General features: G+C 72.9%; 14 protein-coding genes and 1 pseudogene. 13 read left to right on the top strand and 2 right to left on the bottom strand.

Annotated elements, in window-relative coordinates:
• The 3 genes from AB0H81_RS36660 to aspS form a co-directional block, all read left to right on the top strand.
• A partial coding sequence (locus tag AB0H81_RS36660; protein ID WP_358384365.1) for an MBL fold metallo-hydrolase occupies positions 1 to 619 on the top strand: 619 nt, incomplete at its 5' end.
• Complete coding sequence (gene hisS / locus AB0H81_RS36655; RefSeq protein ID WP_358384362.1) at positions 619 to 1875, top strand: histidine--tRNA ligase; 1257 nt, start codon at positions 619 to 621, stop codon at positions 1873 to 1875. The genes AB0H81_RS36660 and hisS, both read left to right, overlap by 1 nt.
• On the top strand, positions 1872 to 3608 hold the full coding sequence (aspS, locus tag AB0H81_RS36650; RefSeq protein WP_358384359.1) for an aspartate--tRNA ligase: 1737 nt from the start codon (positions 1872 to 1874) through the stop codon (positions 3606 to 3608). The genes hisS and aspS overlap by 4 nt, the downstream gene beginning before the upstream one ends.
• A gap of 144 nt (positions 3609 to 3752) precedes the next feature.
• Here the strand turns inward: aspS and AB0H81_RS36645 are convergent, their stop codons facing one another.
• The gene (locus AB0H81_RS36645) at positions 3753 to 4640 is read right to left on the bottom strand and encodes a peptidylprolyl isomerase (protein ID WP_358384356.1); all 888 of its coding nucleotides are present in this window, start codon (positions 4638 to 4640) and stop codon (positions 3753 to 3755) included.
• A gap of 169 nt (positions 4641 to 4809) precedes the next feature.
• On the opposite strand from AB0H81_RS36645, the gene AB0H81_RS36640 reads away from it, so the two are divergent.
• Positions 4810 to 5289 carry a DUF2231 domain-containing protein gene (locus AB0H81_RS36640; RefSeq protein WP_358384354.1) on the top strand — a complete coding sequence of 160 codons (480 nt, stop codon included), beginning with the start codon at positions 4810 to 4812 and terminating at the stop codon, positions 5287 to 5289.
• Between the two features lie 202 nt (positions 5290 to 5491).
• Positions 5492 to 6733, top strand: coding sequence for a replication-associated recombination protein A (locus AB0H81_RS36635; protein ID WP_358384371.1), 1242 nt, complete (start codon positions 5492 to 5494; stop codon positions 6731 to 6733).
• Positions 6734 to 6748: 15 nt separating this feature from the next.
• On the opposite strand, the gene AB0H81_RS36630 is transcribed toward AB0H81_RS36635, so the two are convergent.
• Positions 6749 to 9556, bottom strand: a complete 2808-nt coding sequence (locus AB0H81_RS36630) for a hypothetical protein (protein WP_358384352.1) — start codon at positions 9554 to 9556, stop codon at positions 6749 to 6751.
• Positions 9557 to 10229: 673 nt separating this feature from the next.
• Here AB0H81_RS36630 and AB0H81_RS36625 point away from each other — a divergent pair.
• From AB0H81_RS36625 to mltG (AB0H81_RS36590), 8 genes and pseudogenes are all read left to right on the top strand, one after another.
• Positions 10230 to 10619: pseudogene (locus AB0H81_RS36625) on the top strand (TIR domain-containing protein); the annotation flags it as partial.
• Positions 10586 to 11518: a hypothetical protein gene (locus AB0H81_RS36620; protein WP_358384368.1), complete on the top strand. Its 933-nt coding sequence runs from the start codon at positions 10586 to 10588 to the stop codon at positions 11516 to 11518. The pseudogene AB0H81_RS36625 and the gene AB0H81_RS36620, both read left to right, overlap by 34 nt.
• Before the next feature lie 42 nt (positions 11519 to 11560).
• On the top strand, positions 11561 to 11977 hold the full coding sequence (locus AB0H81_RS36615; RefSeq protein WP_358384350.1) for a DUF948 domain-containing protein: 417 nt from the start codon (positions 11561 to 11563) through the stop codon (positions 11975 to 11977).
• The gene (locus AB0H81_RS36610; protein ID WP_358384348.1) at positions 11974 to 12204 is read left to right on the top strand and encodes a hypothetical protein; all 231 of its coding nucleotides are present in this window, start codon (positions 11974 to 11976) and stop codon (positions 12202 to 12204) included. Before AB0H81_RS36615 ends, AB0H81_RS36610 begins: the two co-directional genes overlap by 4 nt.
• Positions 12205 to 12249: 45 nt before the next feature.
• Entirely contained in the window at positions 12250 to 14922 is a 2673-nt protein-coding gene (gene alaS, locus AB0H81_RS36605; protein WP_358384345.1) for an alanine--tRNA ligase, read from the top strand.
• 1 nt (position 14923) lies between these two features.
• Positions 14924 to 15406 carry a Holliday junction resolvase RuvX gene (ruvX, locus tag AB0H81_RS36600; RefSeq protein WP_358384343.1) on the top strand — a complete coding sequence of 161 codons (483 nt, stop codon included), beginning with the start codon at positions 14924 to 14926 and terminating at the stop codon, positions 15404 to 15406.
• A 319-nt stretch (positions 15407 to 15725) separates the two neighbouring features.
• Positions 15726 to 16571, top strand: a complete 846-nt coding sequence (gene mltG / locus AB0H81_RS36595) for an endolytic transglycosylase MltG (protein ID WP_358384340.1) — start codon at positions 15726 to 15728, stop codon at positions 16569 to 16571.
• Between the two features lie 232 nt (positions 16572 to 16803).
• Entirely contained in the window at positions 16804 to 17961 is a 1158-nt protein-coding gene (mltG, locus tag AB0H81_RS36590) for an endolytic transglycosylase MltG (protein WP_358384337.1), read from the top strand.
• Positions 17962 to 18092: the final 131 nt, after the last annotated feature.

Raw genomic sequence — 18092 nt, 5'->3', positions numbered from 1 at the left:
CGCGGGCGAGGAGTGCGTGATCGTCGACCCTGGTCAGGACGCCGTGGACGGGGTCGACGAGCTGCTGCGCGAGCACCGGCTCAAGCCGGTGGCGGTCCTGCTCACGCACGGCCACCTCGACCACGTCTGGTCGGTGGCGCCGGTGTGCGGCGCGCGCGACGTGCCGGCCTGGATCCACCCCGACGACCGCCACCTGCTGACCGACCCGGCCGCGGGCTGGTCGGGGCCCGGCTCCCAGCTCTTCGGCGGCATCACGCTGAGCGAGCCCGACGACGTCCGCGAGCTGTCCGACGGCGCCACGCTCCCGCTCGCGGGGCTGGAGTTCACGGTGGACCACACACCCGGCCATACCAGGGGGTCGGTGAGCTTCCGGCTGCCCGACGACGCGATCATGTTCGCGGGCGACCTGCTGTTCGCCGGCTCCATCGGCCGCACCGACCTGCCGGGCGGCGACTACCCGACGATCCTGCGCAGCCTCGCCACCAAGTGCCTGACGCTGCCTGACGATACGGTCGTCCTGCCGGGCCACGGACCACAGACCACGATCGGCCACGAGCGCGCCACCAATCCTTATCTCAAGGAGGCCGCGCCGCACGCCGGTCCCAGACGAGGGATCTGATGAACTTCCAAGCACCCAAAGGTGTCAAGGAATACGTACCGCCGCAGGCGGCGACGTTCTCCGCGATCCGCGCGGCGTTCGCGGAGACCGCCAGGCGCGCCGGCTACGCCTACATGGAGACCGCGGTCTTCGAGGACACCCAGCTCTTCGCCCGCGGCGTCGGCGAGTCCACCGACGTCGTCAGCAAGGAGATGTACACCTTCACCGACCGCGGCGGCAGGTCGCTGACGCTGCGCCCGGAGTTCACCGCCGGCGTGCTGCGCGCGGTCCTGGAGTACGGCCTGCACCGCGGCCAGCTCCCGGTGAAGGTGTGGACCGACGGGCCGGTCTTCCGCGCCGAGGCGCCCCAGGAGGGCCGCTACCGGCAGTTCTACCAGCTCGACCTGGAGGCGATCGGCAGCGAGGACCCGGCCGTCGACGCCGAGACCATCGCGCTGGCCTGGCAGTGGTACACCGCGCTCGGGCTCACCCAGGTGCGGCTGCTGCTCAACTCGCTGGGCTGCAAGGAGTGCCGGCCGATCTACCGGGCCCGGCTGCAGGAGTTCCTGCGCGCGCTCGACCTCGACGAGGCGACCCGGGCGCGCATCGAGATCAACCCCCTGCGGGTGCTCGACGACCGACGCCCCGAGGTCCGCGCGCAACTCGAAGGGGCGCCCCTCATCGGCGACCACCTCTGCGCCGACTGCAAGGCCTACCACGACCGCGTCAAGCAGCTCCTGGCCGACCTCGGCATCCCGTGGGAGGACGCGCCCAAGCTCGTGCGCGGGCTCGACTACTACACCCGCACCACCTTCGAGTTCGACCACCCGCTGCTGGGCGCGCAGTCCGGCATCGGCGGCGGCGGGCGCTACGACGGGCTGTCCGAGGCCATCGGCGGGCCGCCGCTGCCCGGCATCGGCTTCGGGCTCGGGCTCGACCGCACCGTCATCGCCCTGGAGCGCGAGGGGGTCGCGCCGCGGATCCCGCCCCGCTGCGAGGTGTACGGTGTGGCGCTGGGCGAGGAGGCGGCGCGGGCCATGTTCAAGCTCCTGAGCGAGCTGCGGGCGGCCGGCGTCGCCGCCGACATGGCCTTCGGCGGCAAGGGGCTCAAGGGAGCGATGAAGGGGGCCGACCGCTCCGGCGCCCGCTTCGCGCTGATCCTGGGCGAGCGCGACCTGGCGGCCGAGGCCGTCCAACTGAAGGACCTGACCACCGCTGAGCAGACCGAGGTGCCGCTGGCCCAGGTCGTCGACGTTCTGAAAGGGAAAGTGCAGTGATTCGCACGCATACGGCCGGGTCGCTCCGTGAGGAGCACGCCGGGCAGCAGGTGACGCTCGCGGGATGGGTGGCCCGGCGCCGTGACCACGGCGGTGTGGTCTTCATCGACCTGCGCGACGCCTCCGGCTCGGCGCAGGTGGTCTTCCGCGAGGAGGACCACGCCCACGACCTGCGCGCCGAGTACTGCGTGAAGGTCGTCGGCCAGGTGCGGGTGCGCCCCGAGGGCAACGAGAACCCCGACCTGCCCACCGGCGCCATCGAGGTGGTGGCCGAGGAGGTCGAGGTGCTGAGCGAGTCGGCGCCGCTGCCGTTCCCCATCGAGGGCAACGTCGGCGTCTCCGAGGAGGCCCGGCTCAAGTACCGCTACCTCGACATCCGCCGCCAGCAGGTCGCCCAGGCGATGCGGACCCGCTCCAAGGCCACCTACCTGGCCAACGAGGTGATGAACGAGCTCGGCTTCGTCTACGTCGAGACGCCGACGCTGACCCGCTCCACCCCCGAGGGCGCGCGCGACTTCCTCGTGCCGGTCCGCCTCCAGCCCGGCAACTGGTACGCCCTGCCGCAGTCGCCGCAGCTGTTCAAGCAGCTCCTCCAGGTCGGCGGCCTGGAGCGTTACTATCAGCTCGCCAAGTGCTACCGCGACGAGGACCTGCGCGCCGACCGGCAGCCCGAGTTCACCCAGATCGACGTCGAGATGTCCTTCGTCGACCAGGAGGACGTCATCGCGGTCGGCGAGAAGCTGATCGGCCGCCTGTGGCGCGAGGTGCTCGGCTACGAGATCCCCATGCCGCTGCCGCGCATGACCTACGCCGACGCGATGGCCCGCTACGGCTCCGACAAGCCCGACCTGCGCTTCGGCCAGGAGCTGGTCGACATGACCGGCTACTTCGCCGACACCACGTTCCGGGTCTTCCAGGCCGAGTACGTCGGCGCGGTCGTCATGCCCGGCGGCGCCTCCCAGACCCGTAAGGAGCTCGACGGCTGGCAGGAGTGGGCCCGCTCGCGCGGCGCCAAGGGCCTGGCCTACGTGCTCGTGCAGCCCGACGGCACGCTCGGCGGCCCCGTCGCCAAGAACCTGTCGGAGGGTGAGCTGTCCGGCCTGGCCGCCGAGGTCAAGGCCGAGCCGGGCGACGCGATCTTCTTCGCGGCGGGCGCCCGCAACGCCTCGCGCGACCTGCTGGGCGCCGCCCGGCTGGAGATCGGCCGCCGCTGCGGGCTGATCGACGAGGCGCAGTGGTCGTTCCTGTGGGTGGTCGACGCGCCCATGTTCGAGGAGGACGGCGAGGGCGGCTGGACGGCCGTGCACCACCCGTTCACCGGCCCCAAGCCGGAGTGGGCCGACAACTTCCAGGACCACCCGGCCGAGGCCCTGGCCTACGCCTACGACATGGTCTGCAACGGCATGGAGATCGGCGGCGGCTCCATCCGTATCCACCGCGCCGAGATGCAGCAGCGCGTCTTCGACGTGCTCGGCATCTCCAAGGAGGAGGCCGAGAGCAAGTTCGGCTTCCTGCTGGAGGCGTTCAAGTACGGCCCGCCGCCGCACGGGGGCATCGCCTACGGCTGGGACCGCATCTGCATGCTGCTGTCGGGCGGCGAGTCGATCCGCGACGTCATCGCGTTCCCGAAGACGGCCTCCGGCTTCGACCCGCTCACCGGGGCTCCCACGCCCATCACGGCGGGCCAGCGCAAGGAGGCCGGTGTCGACGCCCAGCCCAAGGCCGAGGCGTAGTCACAGGCCCGTACAGGCGTCCTGAGAGCGCTGAGAGCGCCCCGTCTCCCGCGTGGAGGCGGGGCGCTTCGTATCGCGGGGAAAAGGCGACGGCCGCCTCCCGGGGTGCCCGGTGAGGCGGCCGTCAACGGGCCCGGCGGCGGGTCACTTCAGGATGACCTGCTTGATGATGATCGGGTTCTTCGGCGCGGTGGAGCCGCCGTCACCGGTGATGTCCTGGTCGTTGACGATGACGCCGTCCTTGGCCACCCGCTCGATGATGTCCAGGCCGGAGCTCACCATGCCGAGCACCGAGAACTGCGGCTCGATCTGCGCGTTCTCGTCCGACATCGAGATCGCGAACTGGCTGCTGTTCTGCCCCGCGGCGTCCTGCGGCTGGGTCAGGAAGACCACGCCCTTGGTGTACGGGACGGCTCCGACGGCCTCGTCCTGGAAGACGTAGCCCGCGGTGCCCTGGCCGTCGGTGGGGTTCTTGCCGTCGGCCTTGGCCTTCGGGTCGCCGCACTGGAGCAGGAACAGGCCCGAGGTCTCGGGCGTCACGAGGCGGTGGCACTTGGTGTTGTCGTAGAAGTGCTTCTTGGCCAGGAAGGCCATCGAGTTGACCGAGCACGGCGTGAGGGCCGGGTCGATGTCGATCACGATGTTGCCGTGGTTGGTGACCACGGTCATCGTCTTGAGCTTCATGTTGGGCCGCTTGCCCGGCATGCCCACGTACTTCTGCGGAACGTCCGACGTGTCACGCTTGTAGGTGCAGGTGACCGGGCCGGTGTTCGTGGGGGTGGGCTTGGCCGTGGGCAGCGCGACCGACGGCGTGGCCGAGGCGGACGGCGTGCTCTCGGCCGCGACCTTCTTGGCCGGATCCCGGTCGACCAGGGTGGTCGCGGCGAAGATGCCGCCGGCCACCACCGCGACGGCCACGCCCGCGCCGATGAAGGTGTTCCGCCGCGCCTTGGCGGACTGCGCGGCGGCGCGCTGCGCCTGCCGCTCCTTGTGCTCCCGCGCCAGCTGGCTCTGGCGGTCCTCGCCGCTCACCGGTATGTCCTCCACTTTGCCTACGCATGACCGAACAACTCCGCGAATGCTACCGGCACCTGAATGTGATGGACGTAAGTGACGAAAACCGGTCACTGTTGCGCGGCAGGTCGGAACCATATCGTGCTCCAGCACGTAGTTGAAATAATGACTAAAAGGAGTGCGAGCCATGTTCGACCAGATCCTGGGCCTGCCGGCGCACCCGCTGATCATCCATTTCGCCGTCGTCCTGACCCCGCTGCTCGCCGCGCTCGCCGTCGCGTACGCGCTGCTCCCGGGCCGCAGGCCGCTGCTCGCCTGGGCCCTCGTCCTGCTCTCCGCGGCCGCCCCGGCGGCCGTCTTCGCGGCCAAGGAGAGCGGCGAGCGGCTGCGGGAGTCCCGCTTCGCCTCGGCGGGCGACGTGATGGGGCAGCGCATCGCGGCGCACGAGTCCTTCGCCGTCCCGCTGCTGCTGTCGGTGAGCGGTCTCGCGCTGGCCTCGCTGGTGTTCGTGTACGCCACCACGGCCGCGCGCGGCTCCACCCGCGACCGCTTCGGCCGCACCGCCACGCTGGGACTCTCGGCTTTGACCATGGTGCTGGCCGCCGTGACCGCCTACTTCGTCTTCCGCGCCGGCGACTCCGGCGCCCGGGCGGTGTGGGGAGCCTGACCCGCCCCCGGGACGCCGTACAGCCCACCATGGGCGCACTTCGTGCCGCCCGCTCTGGACCGCTCAACGCGGCCCAGAGTAGGCGCACTGCGTGCTGCCTGCGGTGGACCGCTGAACGCGGCCCACCGTGTAATCTCACGCTGTGGAGAGCTTGTTCGATTCGGCGGCCGAGCAGGCCACACCTCAGCCGCTCGCGGTCCGGATGCGGCCGCGGACCCTCGACGAGGTGATCGGCCAGCGCCACCTGCTCGGCCCCGGCACCCCGCTGCGCCGCCTCGTCGAGAGCGAGGCGCCCATGTCGCTCTTCCTGTGGGGACCGCCCGGCACCGGCAAGACCACGCTCGCCTACGTCGTCTCCAACGTCACCAAGCGCCGCTTCGTCGAGGTCTCCGCCGTCTCGGCCGGCGTCAAGGACGTCCGCGCCGCCATCGAGCAGGCCCGCAACGAGCTGGGCATGACCGGCCGGCAGACCGTGCTCTTCGTCGACGAGGTCCACCGCTTCAACAAGGCCCAGCAGGACGCCCTGCTGCCCGCCGTCGAGAACCGCTGGGTCACCTTCATCGGCGCCACGACCGAGAACCCGTTCTTCTCCGTCATCTCACCGCTGCTGTCACGCTCGCTGCTGCTCACGCTGGAGTCGCTGACCGACGACGACATCCGCACCGTGCTGGAGCGCGCCGCCGCCGACGAGCGCGGGCTCGCCGGCCGCGCCACGCTGACCCCCGAGGCGCTCGACCATCTCGTACGGCTGGCCGGCGGCGACGCCCGCCGCTCGCTGACGTACCTGGAGGCGGCGGCCCTGCTCGAGGACGAGATCACCGTCGAGGTGGTCGAACGGGCCGTCGACAAGGCGGCCGTCCGCTATGACCGGCAGGGCGACCAGCACTACGACGTGATCAGCGCGTTCATCAAGTCGATGCGCGGCTCCGACGCCGACGCCGCGCTGCACTACCTGGCCCGCATGGTCGAGGCGGGGGAGGACCCGCGCTTCATCGCGCGGCGCATCGTCATCTTCGCCTCCGAGGACGTCGGCATGGCCGACCCCACCTGCCTGCAGACCGCGGTGGCCGTGGCCCAGGCCGTCCAGCTCATCGGCCTGCCCGAGGCGCAGCTCAACCTCGCCCACGCCGTCATCCACTGCGCGCTGGCCCCCAAGTCCAACGCCGTCGTCAAGGCCATCGGCGCCGCGGCCGGCGACGTCCGGCGCGGCCTCATCGGCCAGGTGCCCACCCACCTGCGCGACGCCCACTACCCGGGCGCCGCCAAGCTCGGCAGCGGCGAGGGCTACAAGTACCCCCACGACTTCGACCACGGCCTCGTCCGGCAGGACTACGCGCCGGAGCAGCTGCGGCAGCGGCGCTACTACGAGCCCACCCGGCACGGCGCGGAGGCCCCGGTCGCCGACCGCTGGGCCAAGATCCGCGACTTCCTGCGGGGCTCCTGACCCGCGAGGTGGCGGTCAGCGGTCGCAGGAGGCGGGCGGGGGCTCGCCGGCCGTCCCGCCGTTCCACTCGGCGGGCGTCAGGGAGCGCCCGGCGGTGCGGCACGCCATGCGCCGCCAGTCCGCCGGATCGACGGGCCACAGGGCGAGGCGGCCGCCGGAGGTGGCGGTGACCAGGTGCCGGCCGTCGCGGGTGAAGGCCATGGCGGTGCCGTCCCAGGGCGTCGGGCTGGTCGCGTTCTCCGGAACGGGGAGCGGGAACGTGCCGACCAGATCGCCGGTGCCCAGCGCGGTGAGCACGGCGACGCCGTCGGCGCGGACGCGCGCCACCAGGCCGCCGTCGGGGCTCACCGCGAGCGCGCCGGCCGGGTTGCCGACACCCGGCAGGGTCCGCAGCAGCCGTCCGCCCTTGAGGTCCCACAGCTCCAGGGGCCCGGTCTCCCGCTGGATGACGAGCGCGTCCCGCGCGAACACGACGCCCGCGGGCCGTCCCCTCCCCACCTCGTGCGCCGCTCCCGTGAGCAGGTCGACGTAGGTCGTGCCCTCGCCGTTCAGGGCTCCCGTCACCGCGCCCGCGCCGTCCGGCCCGATGGCGGTGTCGCCCCACCAGGCGCTTCCGGACCCCTGGTGGAGCCGACGGACTTCCCCGGTCCTTGTGTCGTACGTGCTCACCGCTCCGATGCTGTTCACACCGACGAGGCGGGTGGTGCCCCGCACCTGGCGCACCTCCGCGAACTGCGACTCCGCGGCGGGGACCCGCCACCGGGCGAGGACCCGGCCGCTCCCGTCGTCCAGCAGCCGCAGACCGGAGCGGTCGGGGCCGAGCCGCGCGAGCCGCTCGCCGAGCCACAGCGGCACGTCGCTCTGGGCGTCCACGGCCTCCCCTTCGCTCTCCGACACCTCCGACAGCCGGCCCGCACCCACGTCGAACGTGGTCACGACGCGGCCGACGGCGCTGACGAGCGCGAGCCGGCGCCCGCTCGGGGAGAACTCCAGCCGCGGCGGCACGCCGGCGGTGGCGTCCTCCTCCAGGGAGCGGACCTCCGTGGCGACGCCGAGGCGGGAGAAGCGCTCCAGGTCCCACAGCACCACGTCGTTCCCCGCGGCCGAGGCCAGCCGGGTGGGGCCGCCCGCGAAGACCACCCGATCGGTGTCGGCGTTCCCTGTGAGCTCGGCGAGGACGGGGGAGGGCGTGGTGCCGGTCGTCAGCGGCACCACCCGGATCGTGCCGCTCTGGGCGACCGCGGCCCGGCTGCCGTCCTCGCTGATCGCCAGGCTCTCCGCGAAGACGTGCGGCACCGCGCCCGACCGGATGACGGGCTCGGACGGGCCGGTGGTCGCCCAGGTCGTCACCTCGCCGTACTTGTAGAACCCGACGTGCCGTCCGTTGACGGCCGTCCCCAGCATGTAGCCGCCCATCGGGGTGCCGACGACGCCGGATCCGGCCAGGCGCCGCAGGCCGGAGACGGCCCGGCGCTCCCAGGGCCCGTGCGTGTCGATCAGTGTGATCGCCGACTCGCCGGTGAAGGCGATCCGCCCGTAGACGCGGCGGAGAGTCCGCCGCTCCGTCGTGCCCCGGGCGAGGTCGTGCACGGCCAGCACGGACCGTTCCGCGCCGGGCCGTTCCTCCAGCAGCGCGACGAAGTGCCCGGAAGGCGACACGGCCGCCCTGGCCGGCCAGCGGCCCGCCTCCAGGGCCACCCGGCGCCCCCGCGTCCAGACCACCGCGCTCTCACCGTCCGCGGCGGCCACCACGGAGCCGTCGGCGCCGGTCGCGACGTCCCAGACCGGCCGCCCGGACGCCTTCGCCTCCTCCCGCGTCCCGCAGGCGTGGCACCACCGCACGAGCCGCCCGTCGGCCGTGCCCGCGACCACGACCCGGCCGTCGCCGGACGCCGCCAGGGCCGACACCCGCGCCCCGGCGTGCAGGTAGCCCACCACGTGCGGAGCCGCCGTCACCGCCTGGAACAGGGCCGAGCGGGTCTGCGGGTTGCGGTCCGTTCGGTAGCCCGCGACGGCGAGGAGCTGGGCGCGGTCCAGGTCGGACGGGAGGGCGGCGACCGCCTCGGCGGCGAGCTGACGCGAGGTGGCCACCCGCGCCTGCGTCCGCGCCTCGTTCCGCTCGCCGACCGCGATCCTCGCCGCCGCCACCGCCGTCACCAGCAGGACGGTCAGGACGGCGACCACGAGGCGCACCCAGCGCATCGTCCGGCGGCGCTCGCGCAGGTGCTCGCCCACCAGGAGGTCCTTGGGCAGGCCGCGCAGCGGCGCGGCCACGGCGGCGACGAGGTCGTCGGGGATCAGCAGATCGTCCGGTACGGCGGGGCCGCCCGCACCGTGCTCCGCCTCACCGCGCTCCGCCTCACCGCGCTCGGCCACGCCGTGCTCGATTGCGGGGGGCTCGGTCGGGCCGGAGCCGGTGAGGCCGCTGAGGTCCACCCAGAGCGGCTCGTGGGGGAGCACGCCGCGCAGCGCCGCCGGCACCGCCGCCGTGGCGGCCCAGTCGCCCCGCGCCTGGTCCCAGGCGAGCCCGCCGTCGAGGGCCACCACGAGCAGCCGCCGCGGCGACCGGTGGGCCAGCCACCACGAGACCTCCCGGTCGACCCAGGCCGAGGAGGCGGCCTTCGCCGAGGTCAGCAGGACGAACCAGGCGGACGCCTCCAGCGCGCGCTCGATCGACGGCCACAGCTCGGGGGCGGCGGCCAGGCTGGCCCGATCCATGAAGACGCGCAGCGCGCGGCTGCGGTACCAGGGCTTGGCGAAGCGCTCGACCCGCCGCTGCAGCGCCACGGCGAGCCGGTCGTGGTGGCCGTGCGCGTAGGACACGAACGCGTCGTAACCCGGCCCGCGCGAGCCCGGCCGACGGGAGCCCGCTCGGCGCGCCGCCCCCGGCACGCGCGGGCCCGGCACGCGCGAGCCCGGTGCGCGGGGGCCAGAAGCGCGCGGGCCAGATGCGGTCGGATCCGTTTCACGCGACTGCGACGCGCGTGCACCCGATCGACGAGGATCCGATTCGCGCGCACCCGATTCGCGCGCACCCGATTCGCGCCCGCCGGATCCTTGCGCACCCGACTCCCACGATCCGGATCCTTGCGCACCCGATTCCGGCGATCCGGATCCTTGCGCACCGGATCCCTGCGTACCCGATGCGCGCGGGGCGGGTCCGCGCGACCGGCCACGGGACCGGCGGGGGCCGCTCGGCCGCGCGCCCCCTTCCGGCGCGCCCTCTGACGCGACGCCGTGACCTTCCAACGCGACTTCTGACGCGACGCCGTCGTCTCCGCCCATGCCGCGCTCCATCCCGGGCTCCCTGAATCGTCCCGAGGACGCCCCGGGGAGCCGGGGGTCCGATCCACGCACACCGCACCGTACGCCGGAACGCCCCGCGCGGCCCCCGGAACCGGCCGCCCACCGGGAGCCCTAGGTTCGGGACGCTCCGGTCCCGGCGCGGAACCCGCCACGGAAGGCGCGGTTCCCGCCGGGGAAGGCGCGCATTCCCGTGCGGGACGCGCGGATCCTGCTGCGGGACGCGCGAAGGAGACGTACCGTCGGCGCTGGGCGACCGGCATCGCGGGAGGGGCGGGACGTGGCCGAGGCAGCGGTGTACGACGCGTTCATCTCCTACAGCCACACCGCCGACGCGCGGCTCGCGCCCCTGCTGGAGGCCGGGCTGCGGGCCATGGGCAAACCCTGGTACCGGCGACGGGCGCTGCGCGTCTTCCGCGACCAGGCGAGCCTGCCGGCGGCGCCGGAGCTGTGGCCGTCGATCGAGCGCGCGCTGGCCGCCTCCCGTCACCTGGTCCTGATGGCCTCGCCGGAGGCCGCCGCGTCCCGCTGGGTGGGCCGGGAGCTGGAGTGGTGGCGGGACAACCGGTCGCCGTCCACCGTCCTGATCGTCCTGACGGGCGGGGAGCTGGCCTGGGACGACGACCTGGGCGGGTTCGACCCGTCCCGCACGACCGCGCTGCCGGCCGCGTCGCTGGGCTGGTTCCGCGGCGAGCCGCTCTGGGTGGACCTGCGGTGGGCGCGCGGGCGGACCGGCCTCTCGCCCCGGCACCCGCCACGGCCCGCCGCTCGCCGGAGAACGGCTCGGCCGACCTGTGGGACCTCACCGCCGCCAAGCCCCACGCCACGCGCCTCATCACCGGCCCACGCCCCGTCACCACAGTCGCCTCCGGCCCCGCGGCGACCCCCTCCGGCTCCCCCGGCACACCCCCCAGCTCCGCCGAGACCCCCTCCGACCTCGCCGCGCCCGCCTCAGGCAGCGCCGGGACGATCTTCGCCACGGGCGACGCCGCCGGCCGCGTCGTGCTCTGGGACCCGGCCGCCGGCGACCGCCCCGACCGGCGGCTCACCGGCCACACCGAACGGGTCACCGGCCTGGCCTTCAGCCCCGACGGGCGTACCCTCGCCTCCGCCTCCGACGACGACTCGATCACACCTGTGGGACCGGGCCCTCGCGGCCCCGCGCGGGAAGCCGCTGCGCGACGACACCGTCACGGTCAGCACCGCCATCGCCTTCAGCGCGGACGGCCGCACGCTCGCCTCGGCGGGCGACGACCGCGCCGTCCTCCTCTGGGACGTGGACCCCGCCTCCTGGCGGCGCAGGCTGTGCGGTCTCGTCGGCACCGGCCTCACGCCCGTGCAGTGGCGGGAGCACGCCCCGGACGTCCCCCCGGTCCGCACCTGCGGATGACCACGGCCGGGGGCGGCGGCGCGGGTGATCACGGTGCGGCGGATCCGGCCGCGCGCGCCATGCCCAGTAACCTGGGTGCCCGAACGCGATAGGGTTCTTGCATTTCCGGCGCAGCGTACGAGGGAGATGACCGGATGCTTACCGCTGGAGAGGTCGCCGGGCTGATCGCGGCCACGGGCTGGATCGTCCTCGTGTGCGTGCTCACCATGGTGCTCATCAGGCTCGCCAGGCTGCTGACCGAGACCACCCGCGCGGTCTCCGACCTCAGCAGCCGGGTCGCGCCGCTGCTCGACGACGTCAGCGTCACGGTCAACGAGACCAACCGGCAGCTCGTCGCCGTCGAGGCCATCGCCCAGGACCTCAAGCAGGTCAGCGGCCACGCCGCCAAACTCAGCGGCGTGACCCAGACCATCTTCACCGGCCCCCTGATCAAGGTGTCGTCGCTCGTCCACGGCGTCCGCCGGGCGATCGAGGCCCGCCGTCCGCGCGGGCCCCGCTCCGCCGCTCAGGCCGGGCGCCGGTCCGTGGGCCAGGCGGGGAGGCGCCCGTGATCCGGCGGCTGTTCTACCTGTCCCTGGGCGCGTTCATCGCCCTGTGGGTGATGCGCCGGCTGCAGGCGCTCCAGCCCGACCACGTGGCCCGCCGCACGGCGGCCGGCGCGGCGGGCATGCTCGCGCGGGTGAGAGACTTTACTTCCGACGCGCTCGGCGAGGCCGCCGACCGCGAAACCGAGTTGCGCGCCAGGTTCGGCCTTGACCAGTCTGGTCAAGGCGACTGACCGCCACAGATCGACCACTCACGACTAACGCAAAGGATGGCCACCATGGAGTCGGCAGAGATCGCGCGCCGCTTCCTGCGCTTCTTCGAGGAGCGTGGGCACACGATAGTGCCCTCGGCCAGCCTGATCGCAGAGGACCCGACGCTTCTCCTGGTCAACGCGGGTATGGTGCCGTTCAAGCCGTACTTCCTGGGGCAGCGCAAGCCTCCGGGGTCACGGCTGGCCACCGCCCAGAAGTGCGTCCGCACGCCCGACATCGACGAGGTCGGCAAGACCACCCGTCACGCCACGTTCTTCCAGATGCTCGGCAACTTCTCCTTCGGCGACTACTTCAAGGCCGAGGTGATCCCGTTCGCCTGGGAGCTGCTCACGCGCAGCGAGTCCGAGGGCGGCTTCGGCTTCCCCGAGAGCCGGCTGTGGGCGACCGTCTACCACGAGGACGACGAGGCGTTCGACATCTGGCACAACAAGGTCGGCCTGCCCGCCGACCGCATCCAGCGCCGCGGCCTGGAGGACAACTACTGGCACATGGGCGTGCCCGGCCCCGGCGGCCCCTGCTCGGAGATCTACTACGACCGCGGCCCCGAGTACGGCAGGGACGGCGGGCCCGTCGCCGACGAGGACCGCTACCTCGAGGTCTGGAACCTCGTGTTCATGCAGTACCAGCTCAGCCAGGTCCGCAGCAAGATCGACTTCGACATCAGCGGCGAGCTGCCCAGCAAGAACATCGACACCGGCATGGGCCTGGAGCGCATGGCGGCGATCCTGCAGGGCGTCGACAACATCTACGAGATCGACACCACCTACAAGATCCTCGACCGCGCGGCCGAGCTCACCAAGACCCGCTACGGCCGCGACCCGCGCGCCGACGTGAGCCTGCGCGTCATCGCCGACCACGTGCGCACCGGCACCATGCTCGTGGCCGACGGCGTCATGCCCGGCAACGAGGGCCGCGGCTACGTCCTGCGCCGCATCCTGCGCCGCACCGTGCGCAACCTGCGCCTGCTCGGCTCCGGCGACGACCGCTACATGCACGACCTCACCTCGGTCGCCATCGACGTCATGGGCCAGCAGTACGAGCAGCTCAAGACCGACGCGCCGCAGATCCACGGGGTCATCGACGCCGAGGAGGCGTCCTTCCTCGGCACGCTGCGCACCGGCACCGCGATCTTCGACGTGGCCGTCGAGGAGACCAAGCGCAAGTCCGGCACCACGATCTCCGGCGACCAGGCGTTCCAGCTGCACGACACCTACGGCTTCCCGATCGACCTGACCCTGGAGATGGCCTCCGAGCACGGCCTCAAGGTCGACGAGGAGGGCTTCCGCCGGCTCATGAAGGAGCAGCGGGAGCGGGCCAAGGCCGACGCCGCGGCGAAGAAGACCGGCAACGCCGACATCTCCGTCTTCGGGCAGCTGCTGGAGAAGGCGGGCCGCGTCGAGTTCCTCGGCTACGACCAGACCGAGTCCGAGACCACCGTCGTCGGCGTCCTCGTCGACGGCGTGCCCGTCCCCGCGGCGGGCGCCGGCTCGAGCGTCGAGGTCGTGCTCGGCCGCACCCCGTTCTACGCCGAGGGCGGCGGCCAGCTCGCCGACCAGGGCGTCATCCGCACGGCCGGCGCCGAGGTCGAGATCGTCGACGTGCAGTCGCCGCTCGCGGGCCTCGTCGTCCACCGCGGCAAGGTCCGCTCCGGTGAGCTGCGCACCGGCGACGAGGCACAGGCGGAGATCGACCTCGAGCGCCGCCGCGCGATCTCACGCAGCCACAGCGCCACCCACCTCGTCCACCGCGGCTTCAAGAACGCCCTGGGCGAGTCGGCGGCCCAGGCCGGCTCCGAGAACTCTCCCGGCCGCTTCCGCTTCGACTTCACCGCGGCCGGCGCCGTCCCGCCGAGCGTGCTGCGCGACGTCGAGGACGAGGTCAACGCCGTCCTGATCAACGACCTCAAGGTCAACGCCTTCTACACCTCCCAGGCCGAGGCCCGGGCGATGGGCGCGCTGGCGATGTTCGGCGAGAAGTACGGCGACGAGGTCCGCGTGGTCGAGATCGGCGACTACTCGCGCGAGCTGTGCGGCGGCACCCACGTCCACAGCTCCGGCCAGCTCGGCCTGGTCAAGGTGCTCGGCGAGCAGTCGGTCGGCGCGGGCGTGCGCCGGGTCGAGGCGCTGGTCGGCATCGACGCCTTCCGCTTCCTGGCGCGCGAGAGCGTGCTGGTCGCCCAGCTCACCGAGCAGCTCAAGGCGCGCCGCGAGGAGCTGCCCGAGCGCATCGAGGGCATCGTCAGCCGGCTGCGCACCGCCGAGAAGGAGCTGGAGCGGGTCCGCTCCGCCCAGGTGCTCCAGGTGGCCGGCGAGCTGGCCGGGCAGGCTCGTGACCTGCAGGGAGTCTCCGTGGTGACACACCGCGCGCCTGATGGCACGAGCGGCGACGATTTGCGTAAGCTCGCGCTTGATGTGCGTGGCAGATTCCCGGCCGACAGGCCTGCGGTCGTCGTGATCGCCGGCGTCCCCTCCGACCGACCCGTGGTGGTCTCCGCGGTCAACGAGGCGGGACGCGAGCGAGGGCTCAAGGCCGGGAGACTGGTCGGCGTCGCCGCCAAGGCTCTTGGGGGTGGCGGTGGAGGCAAGGACGACGTCGCGCAGGGCGGCGGCACGCGCCCGGAGGCGATCGGCGACGCCCTGCGGCTGGTCGAGCAGGCCATCGAGGGACAGCTCGGCTGACATGCGGTTCGGCTCACGGATCGGCGTGGACGTCGGATCCGTCCGCATCGGCGTGGCCCGCAGCGACCCGTCGGGCATGCTGGCCACGCCGGTCGAGACCGTCAGGCGCGGCAAGGGCGACCTCGACCGCATCGCCGCCATCGTGGCGGAGCACGAGGCGATCGAGGTCGTGGTCGGCCTGCCCACCTCCCTGTCCGGCCGTGAGGGGCAGGCCGCCGAACTGGCCCGCGCGTTCGCCGTCGCGCTGGCCGGGCGGCTCGCGCCCACTCCGGTCCGGCTGTTCGACGAACGCCTCACGACCGTGGCCGCCCAGCAGGGGCTGAGGGCCAGCGGGGTGCGCGCCAAGAAGCAGCGCGACGTGGTGGACCAGGCGGCGGCCGTCGTGCTGCTCCAGGACGCGCTGGACTCCGAGAGAGCCACCGGCGGCCCGCCGGGCAGGCCCGTCGATTCGCCGCCCGCGGCGGACGCCGGGCCGGCCTCATGAGCCGCCCTCCGACTGGTCCCGGCCGCTCTGCCCTGGTGAGCAGCCCTTTGACCCGGCTGGGCATCTTGACCGGGCCGGCCGGCTCGGTCAGGTCCGGCCCTTTGACCGGGCCGGGCAGCGGGCGCGGAGCGACTCGGTGAGCGGGGGAGCGGCGCGGGGGTACGACGAGGAGCCCCACGCCGACGACCCCCACCTACTCACGCCCTCCTCCGCACGGAGCGAGGCACCCGCCACGGCCCACTCCGCAAGGGACGAGGACCGAGCGCCAGGGGACGACCGAGGGGAAGGGGACGGCGAGGCTGACACTCTGCCGCTGCCCGTGGGGCGGCGCGCAGGTGTGCGCCGGGCCGCCGTCGTCATCGGCGGCCTCACGCTTTCCGCACTAGTCCTCGCCGCGGGCGCGTACGGACTGCTCGAGCCGTACCTGAGCCCGGACGCCCCCGAGGGCGGCGGGGCCGTCGCGTCGGGCGCGCGGCCCGTGCGGCGGATCACGCTGCCCGAGGGCCTGCGGCTTGACGAGGCCCTGCGGCGCATCTCCAAGCAGACCGGCGTGCCGCTGGCCGACCTGCGGGCGGTCGACTCGCGCCAGGTCGGCCTGCCCGACTACGCCCGCGGGCTGGAGGGCTTCCTGTTTCCCGCCACGTACGAGATGGCCCCCGGCACGACCGCCAAGGCGCTGCTCGCGGCGATGGTGGAGCGGTTCGCGACCGTCGCCGACCGGCTCGACCTGGAGGAACGGGCGGCCCGGATGGACCTGACCCCGCTGGAGGCCGTCACGGTGGCGAGCATCGTGCAGGCCGAGCCCGGGCGCGCCGCCGATTACCCGAAGATCGCCCGGGTGATCTATAACCGGCTGGTGCGCGACATGCCGCTCCGGATCGACGCCACCGCCCTGTACGCGCTGGGGAAGCGGACCTCTCGCCTGTCGCCGGGCGAGACGAAGGTCGGCTCCCCGTACAACACGTACACGCGCAGGGGGCTGCCGCCCGGCCCGATCTCCAACCCTGGTGTGCGGGCGCTGCGCGCGGCCTTGCACCCGGCCAAGGGGGATTGGTACTGGTTTGTGACAACCAATCCGGCGCATAGAATCACCAAATTCACCGACAAAGAGAGCGAGTTCGTGAGATACCGGGAAGAGTTGAACGAGAACCTCGGGACGAACTGATGCTCCCCGCGACGCCCCTCACCCCCCGGAGGATCGGCGAGATCCGCGGGCGGAGTCACGGAGCCGGGACGCCGCAACTCCTTCCGTCGCCCCGCACGGCTACGGAGAGTGACGGCCCTGGGACATCGGCGCACGACCGGCGGATCCCCTCCTTCCGCACGGTGACCCCCCATCGTTCGGTCCGCCCGCTTGACGGCGGGGGTGCCGAACCGGGAGATTGGCCAGCGCACCTATGAGCGAGCTCGATATGGATTTCCTGCTGGGCGCCGAGGACGACGACGAAGGTCGTGACCGGCGCCGGTCTCGTGGTTCCGGCGGACGCGGCAACCGGAGGCGGCGCAAGCGCCGCAGCCGCGGCCGCTTCATCGCCCCGCTTCTCGCGTTCATCATCCTCGCCGGCATCATCGGCGGCGGCGGCTACTTCGGTTACCAGTGGCTCAGCGGCGCCCTCGTCCCCGACGACTACAGCGGGCAGGGCCAGGGCAACGTGGTGGTCGAGATCAAGGAGGGGCAGAGCGCCTCCGAGGTCGCCGCGGAGCTGGAGCGGCAGGGAGTCGTGGCCAGCGCGCGGGCCTTCACCAACGCCATCGCCAACGCCGGCAAGAGCGGCCTGCTCCAGCCCGGCTCGTACACGATGCGCAAGGGCATGTCCGCCGCCAACGCGGTCAAGCTCCTCGACTCGGGCAACCGCCTGCTCCTCCGGGTACAGCTCAGGGAGGGCCTGCGCCTTTCCGACACGCTCACCCAGCTCGCCCAGCAGACCCGCAAGCCGCAGAAGGAGTTCCTCGCCGCGGCCCGCAACGCCCGCGCGCTCGACCTGCCCCGGTACGCCAAGGGCAAGCCGGAGGGCTACCTCTTCCCGGCCACGTACGAGTTCCAGCCGAAGGACACCCCGGCGGACATCCTGGGCAAGATGGTCGAGCGCTTCGAGCAGGCGGCCGACAAGGCGGCCCTGGAGGACGGCGCCAAGAGCCTGGGCCACACGCCGGGCGAGATCATCACGATCGCGAGCATCATCCAGGCCGAGGCCGGCCGGTACGAGGACATGCCCAAGATCGCCCGGGTGATCTACAACCGCCTCGCGCACCAGCCGCCGATGAAGCTCAAGATGGACAGCACGGTCATGTACGGGCTGAACAAGTACGGCACGGCCGCCACGAACGCCGAGCTGCGCATCAACACGAAGTACAACACGTACATGCACGACGGGCTGCCGCCCGGCCCGATCGGCAACCCGGGCGACCATGCCATCGAGGCGGCGCTCAACCCGGCCAAGGGCGACTGGCTGTTCTTCGTCGCCACGGACCCGAAGAGCGACGTCACGAAGTTCGCCACGACGGACGCCGAGTTCCAGGAGCTCCTGAACGAGTACCGCCGCAACGGCGGCTGAACCGGGAGCCCCGCTCGCACATGGGGCGCCAAGGGTATGACGGCCGGCGGCCTGGTTCGTCACCGGTTTCGACGACCCGTCGGACGTCGCCGAACTGCTGCCCGTCGAAGGCGGGCGCCGCTGGGGCGTGC

The sequence above is a fragment of the Nonomuraea sp. NPDC050691 genome, assembly GCF_040654455.1.
Taxonomy (GTDB): domain Bacteria; phylum Actinomycetota; class Actinomycetes; order Streptosporangiales; family Streptosporangiaceae; genus Nonomuraea.
This window is presented reverse-complemented; position numbering and strand designations above follow the sequence as displayed.

Bases quoted from the DNA above. Each gene is read 5' to 3' on its own strand.
- alaS (WP_358384345.1), top strand. From the start codon at position 12,250: ATGGAGTCGGCAGAGATCGCGCGCCGCTTCCTGCGCTTCTTCGAGGAG.
- AB0H81_RS36640 (WP_358384354.1), top strand. From the start codon at position 4,810: ATGTTCGACCAGATCCTGGGCCTGCCGGCGCACCCGCTGATCATCCAT.
- ruvX (WP_358384343.1), top strand. From the start codon at position 14,924: ATGCGGTTCGGCTCACGGATCGGCGTGGACGTCGGATCCGTCCGCATC.
- hisS (WP_358384362.1), top strand. From the start codon at position 619: ATGAACTTCCAAGCACCCAAAGGTGTCAAGGAATACGTACCGCCGCAG.
- mltG (WP_358384337.1), top strand. From the start codon at position 16,804: ATGAGCGAGCTCGATATGGATTTCCTGCTGGGCGCCGAGGACGACGAC.
- AB0H81_RS36615 (WP_358384350.1), top strand. From the start codon at position 11,561: ATGCTTACCGCTGGAGAGGTCGCCGGGCTGATCGCGGCCACGGGCTGG.
- AB0H81_RS36635 (WP_358384371.1), top strand. From the start codon at position 5,492: ATGCGGCCGCGGACCCTCGACGAGGTGATCGGCCAGCGCCACCTGCTC.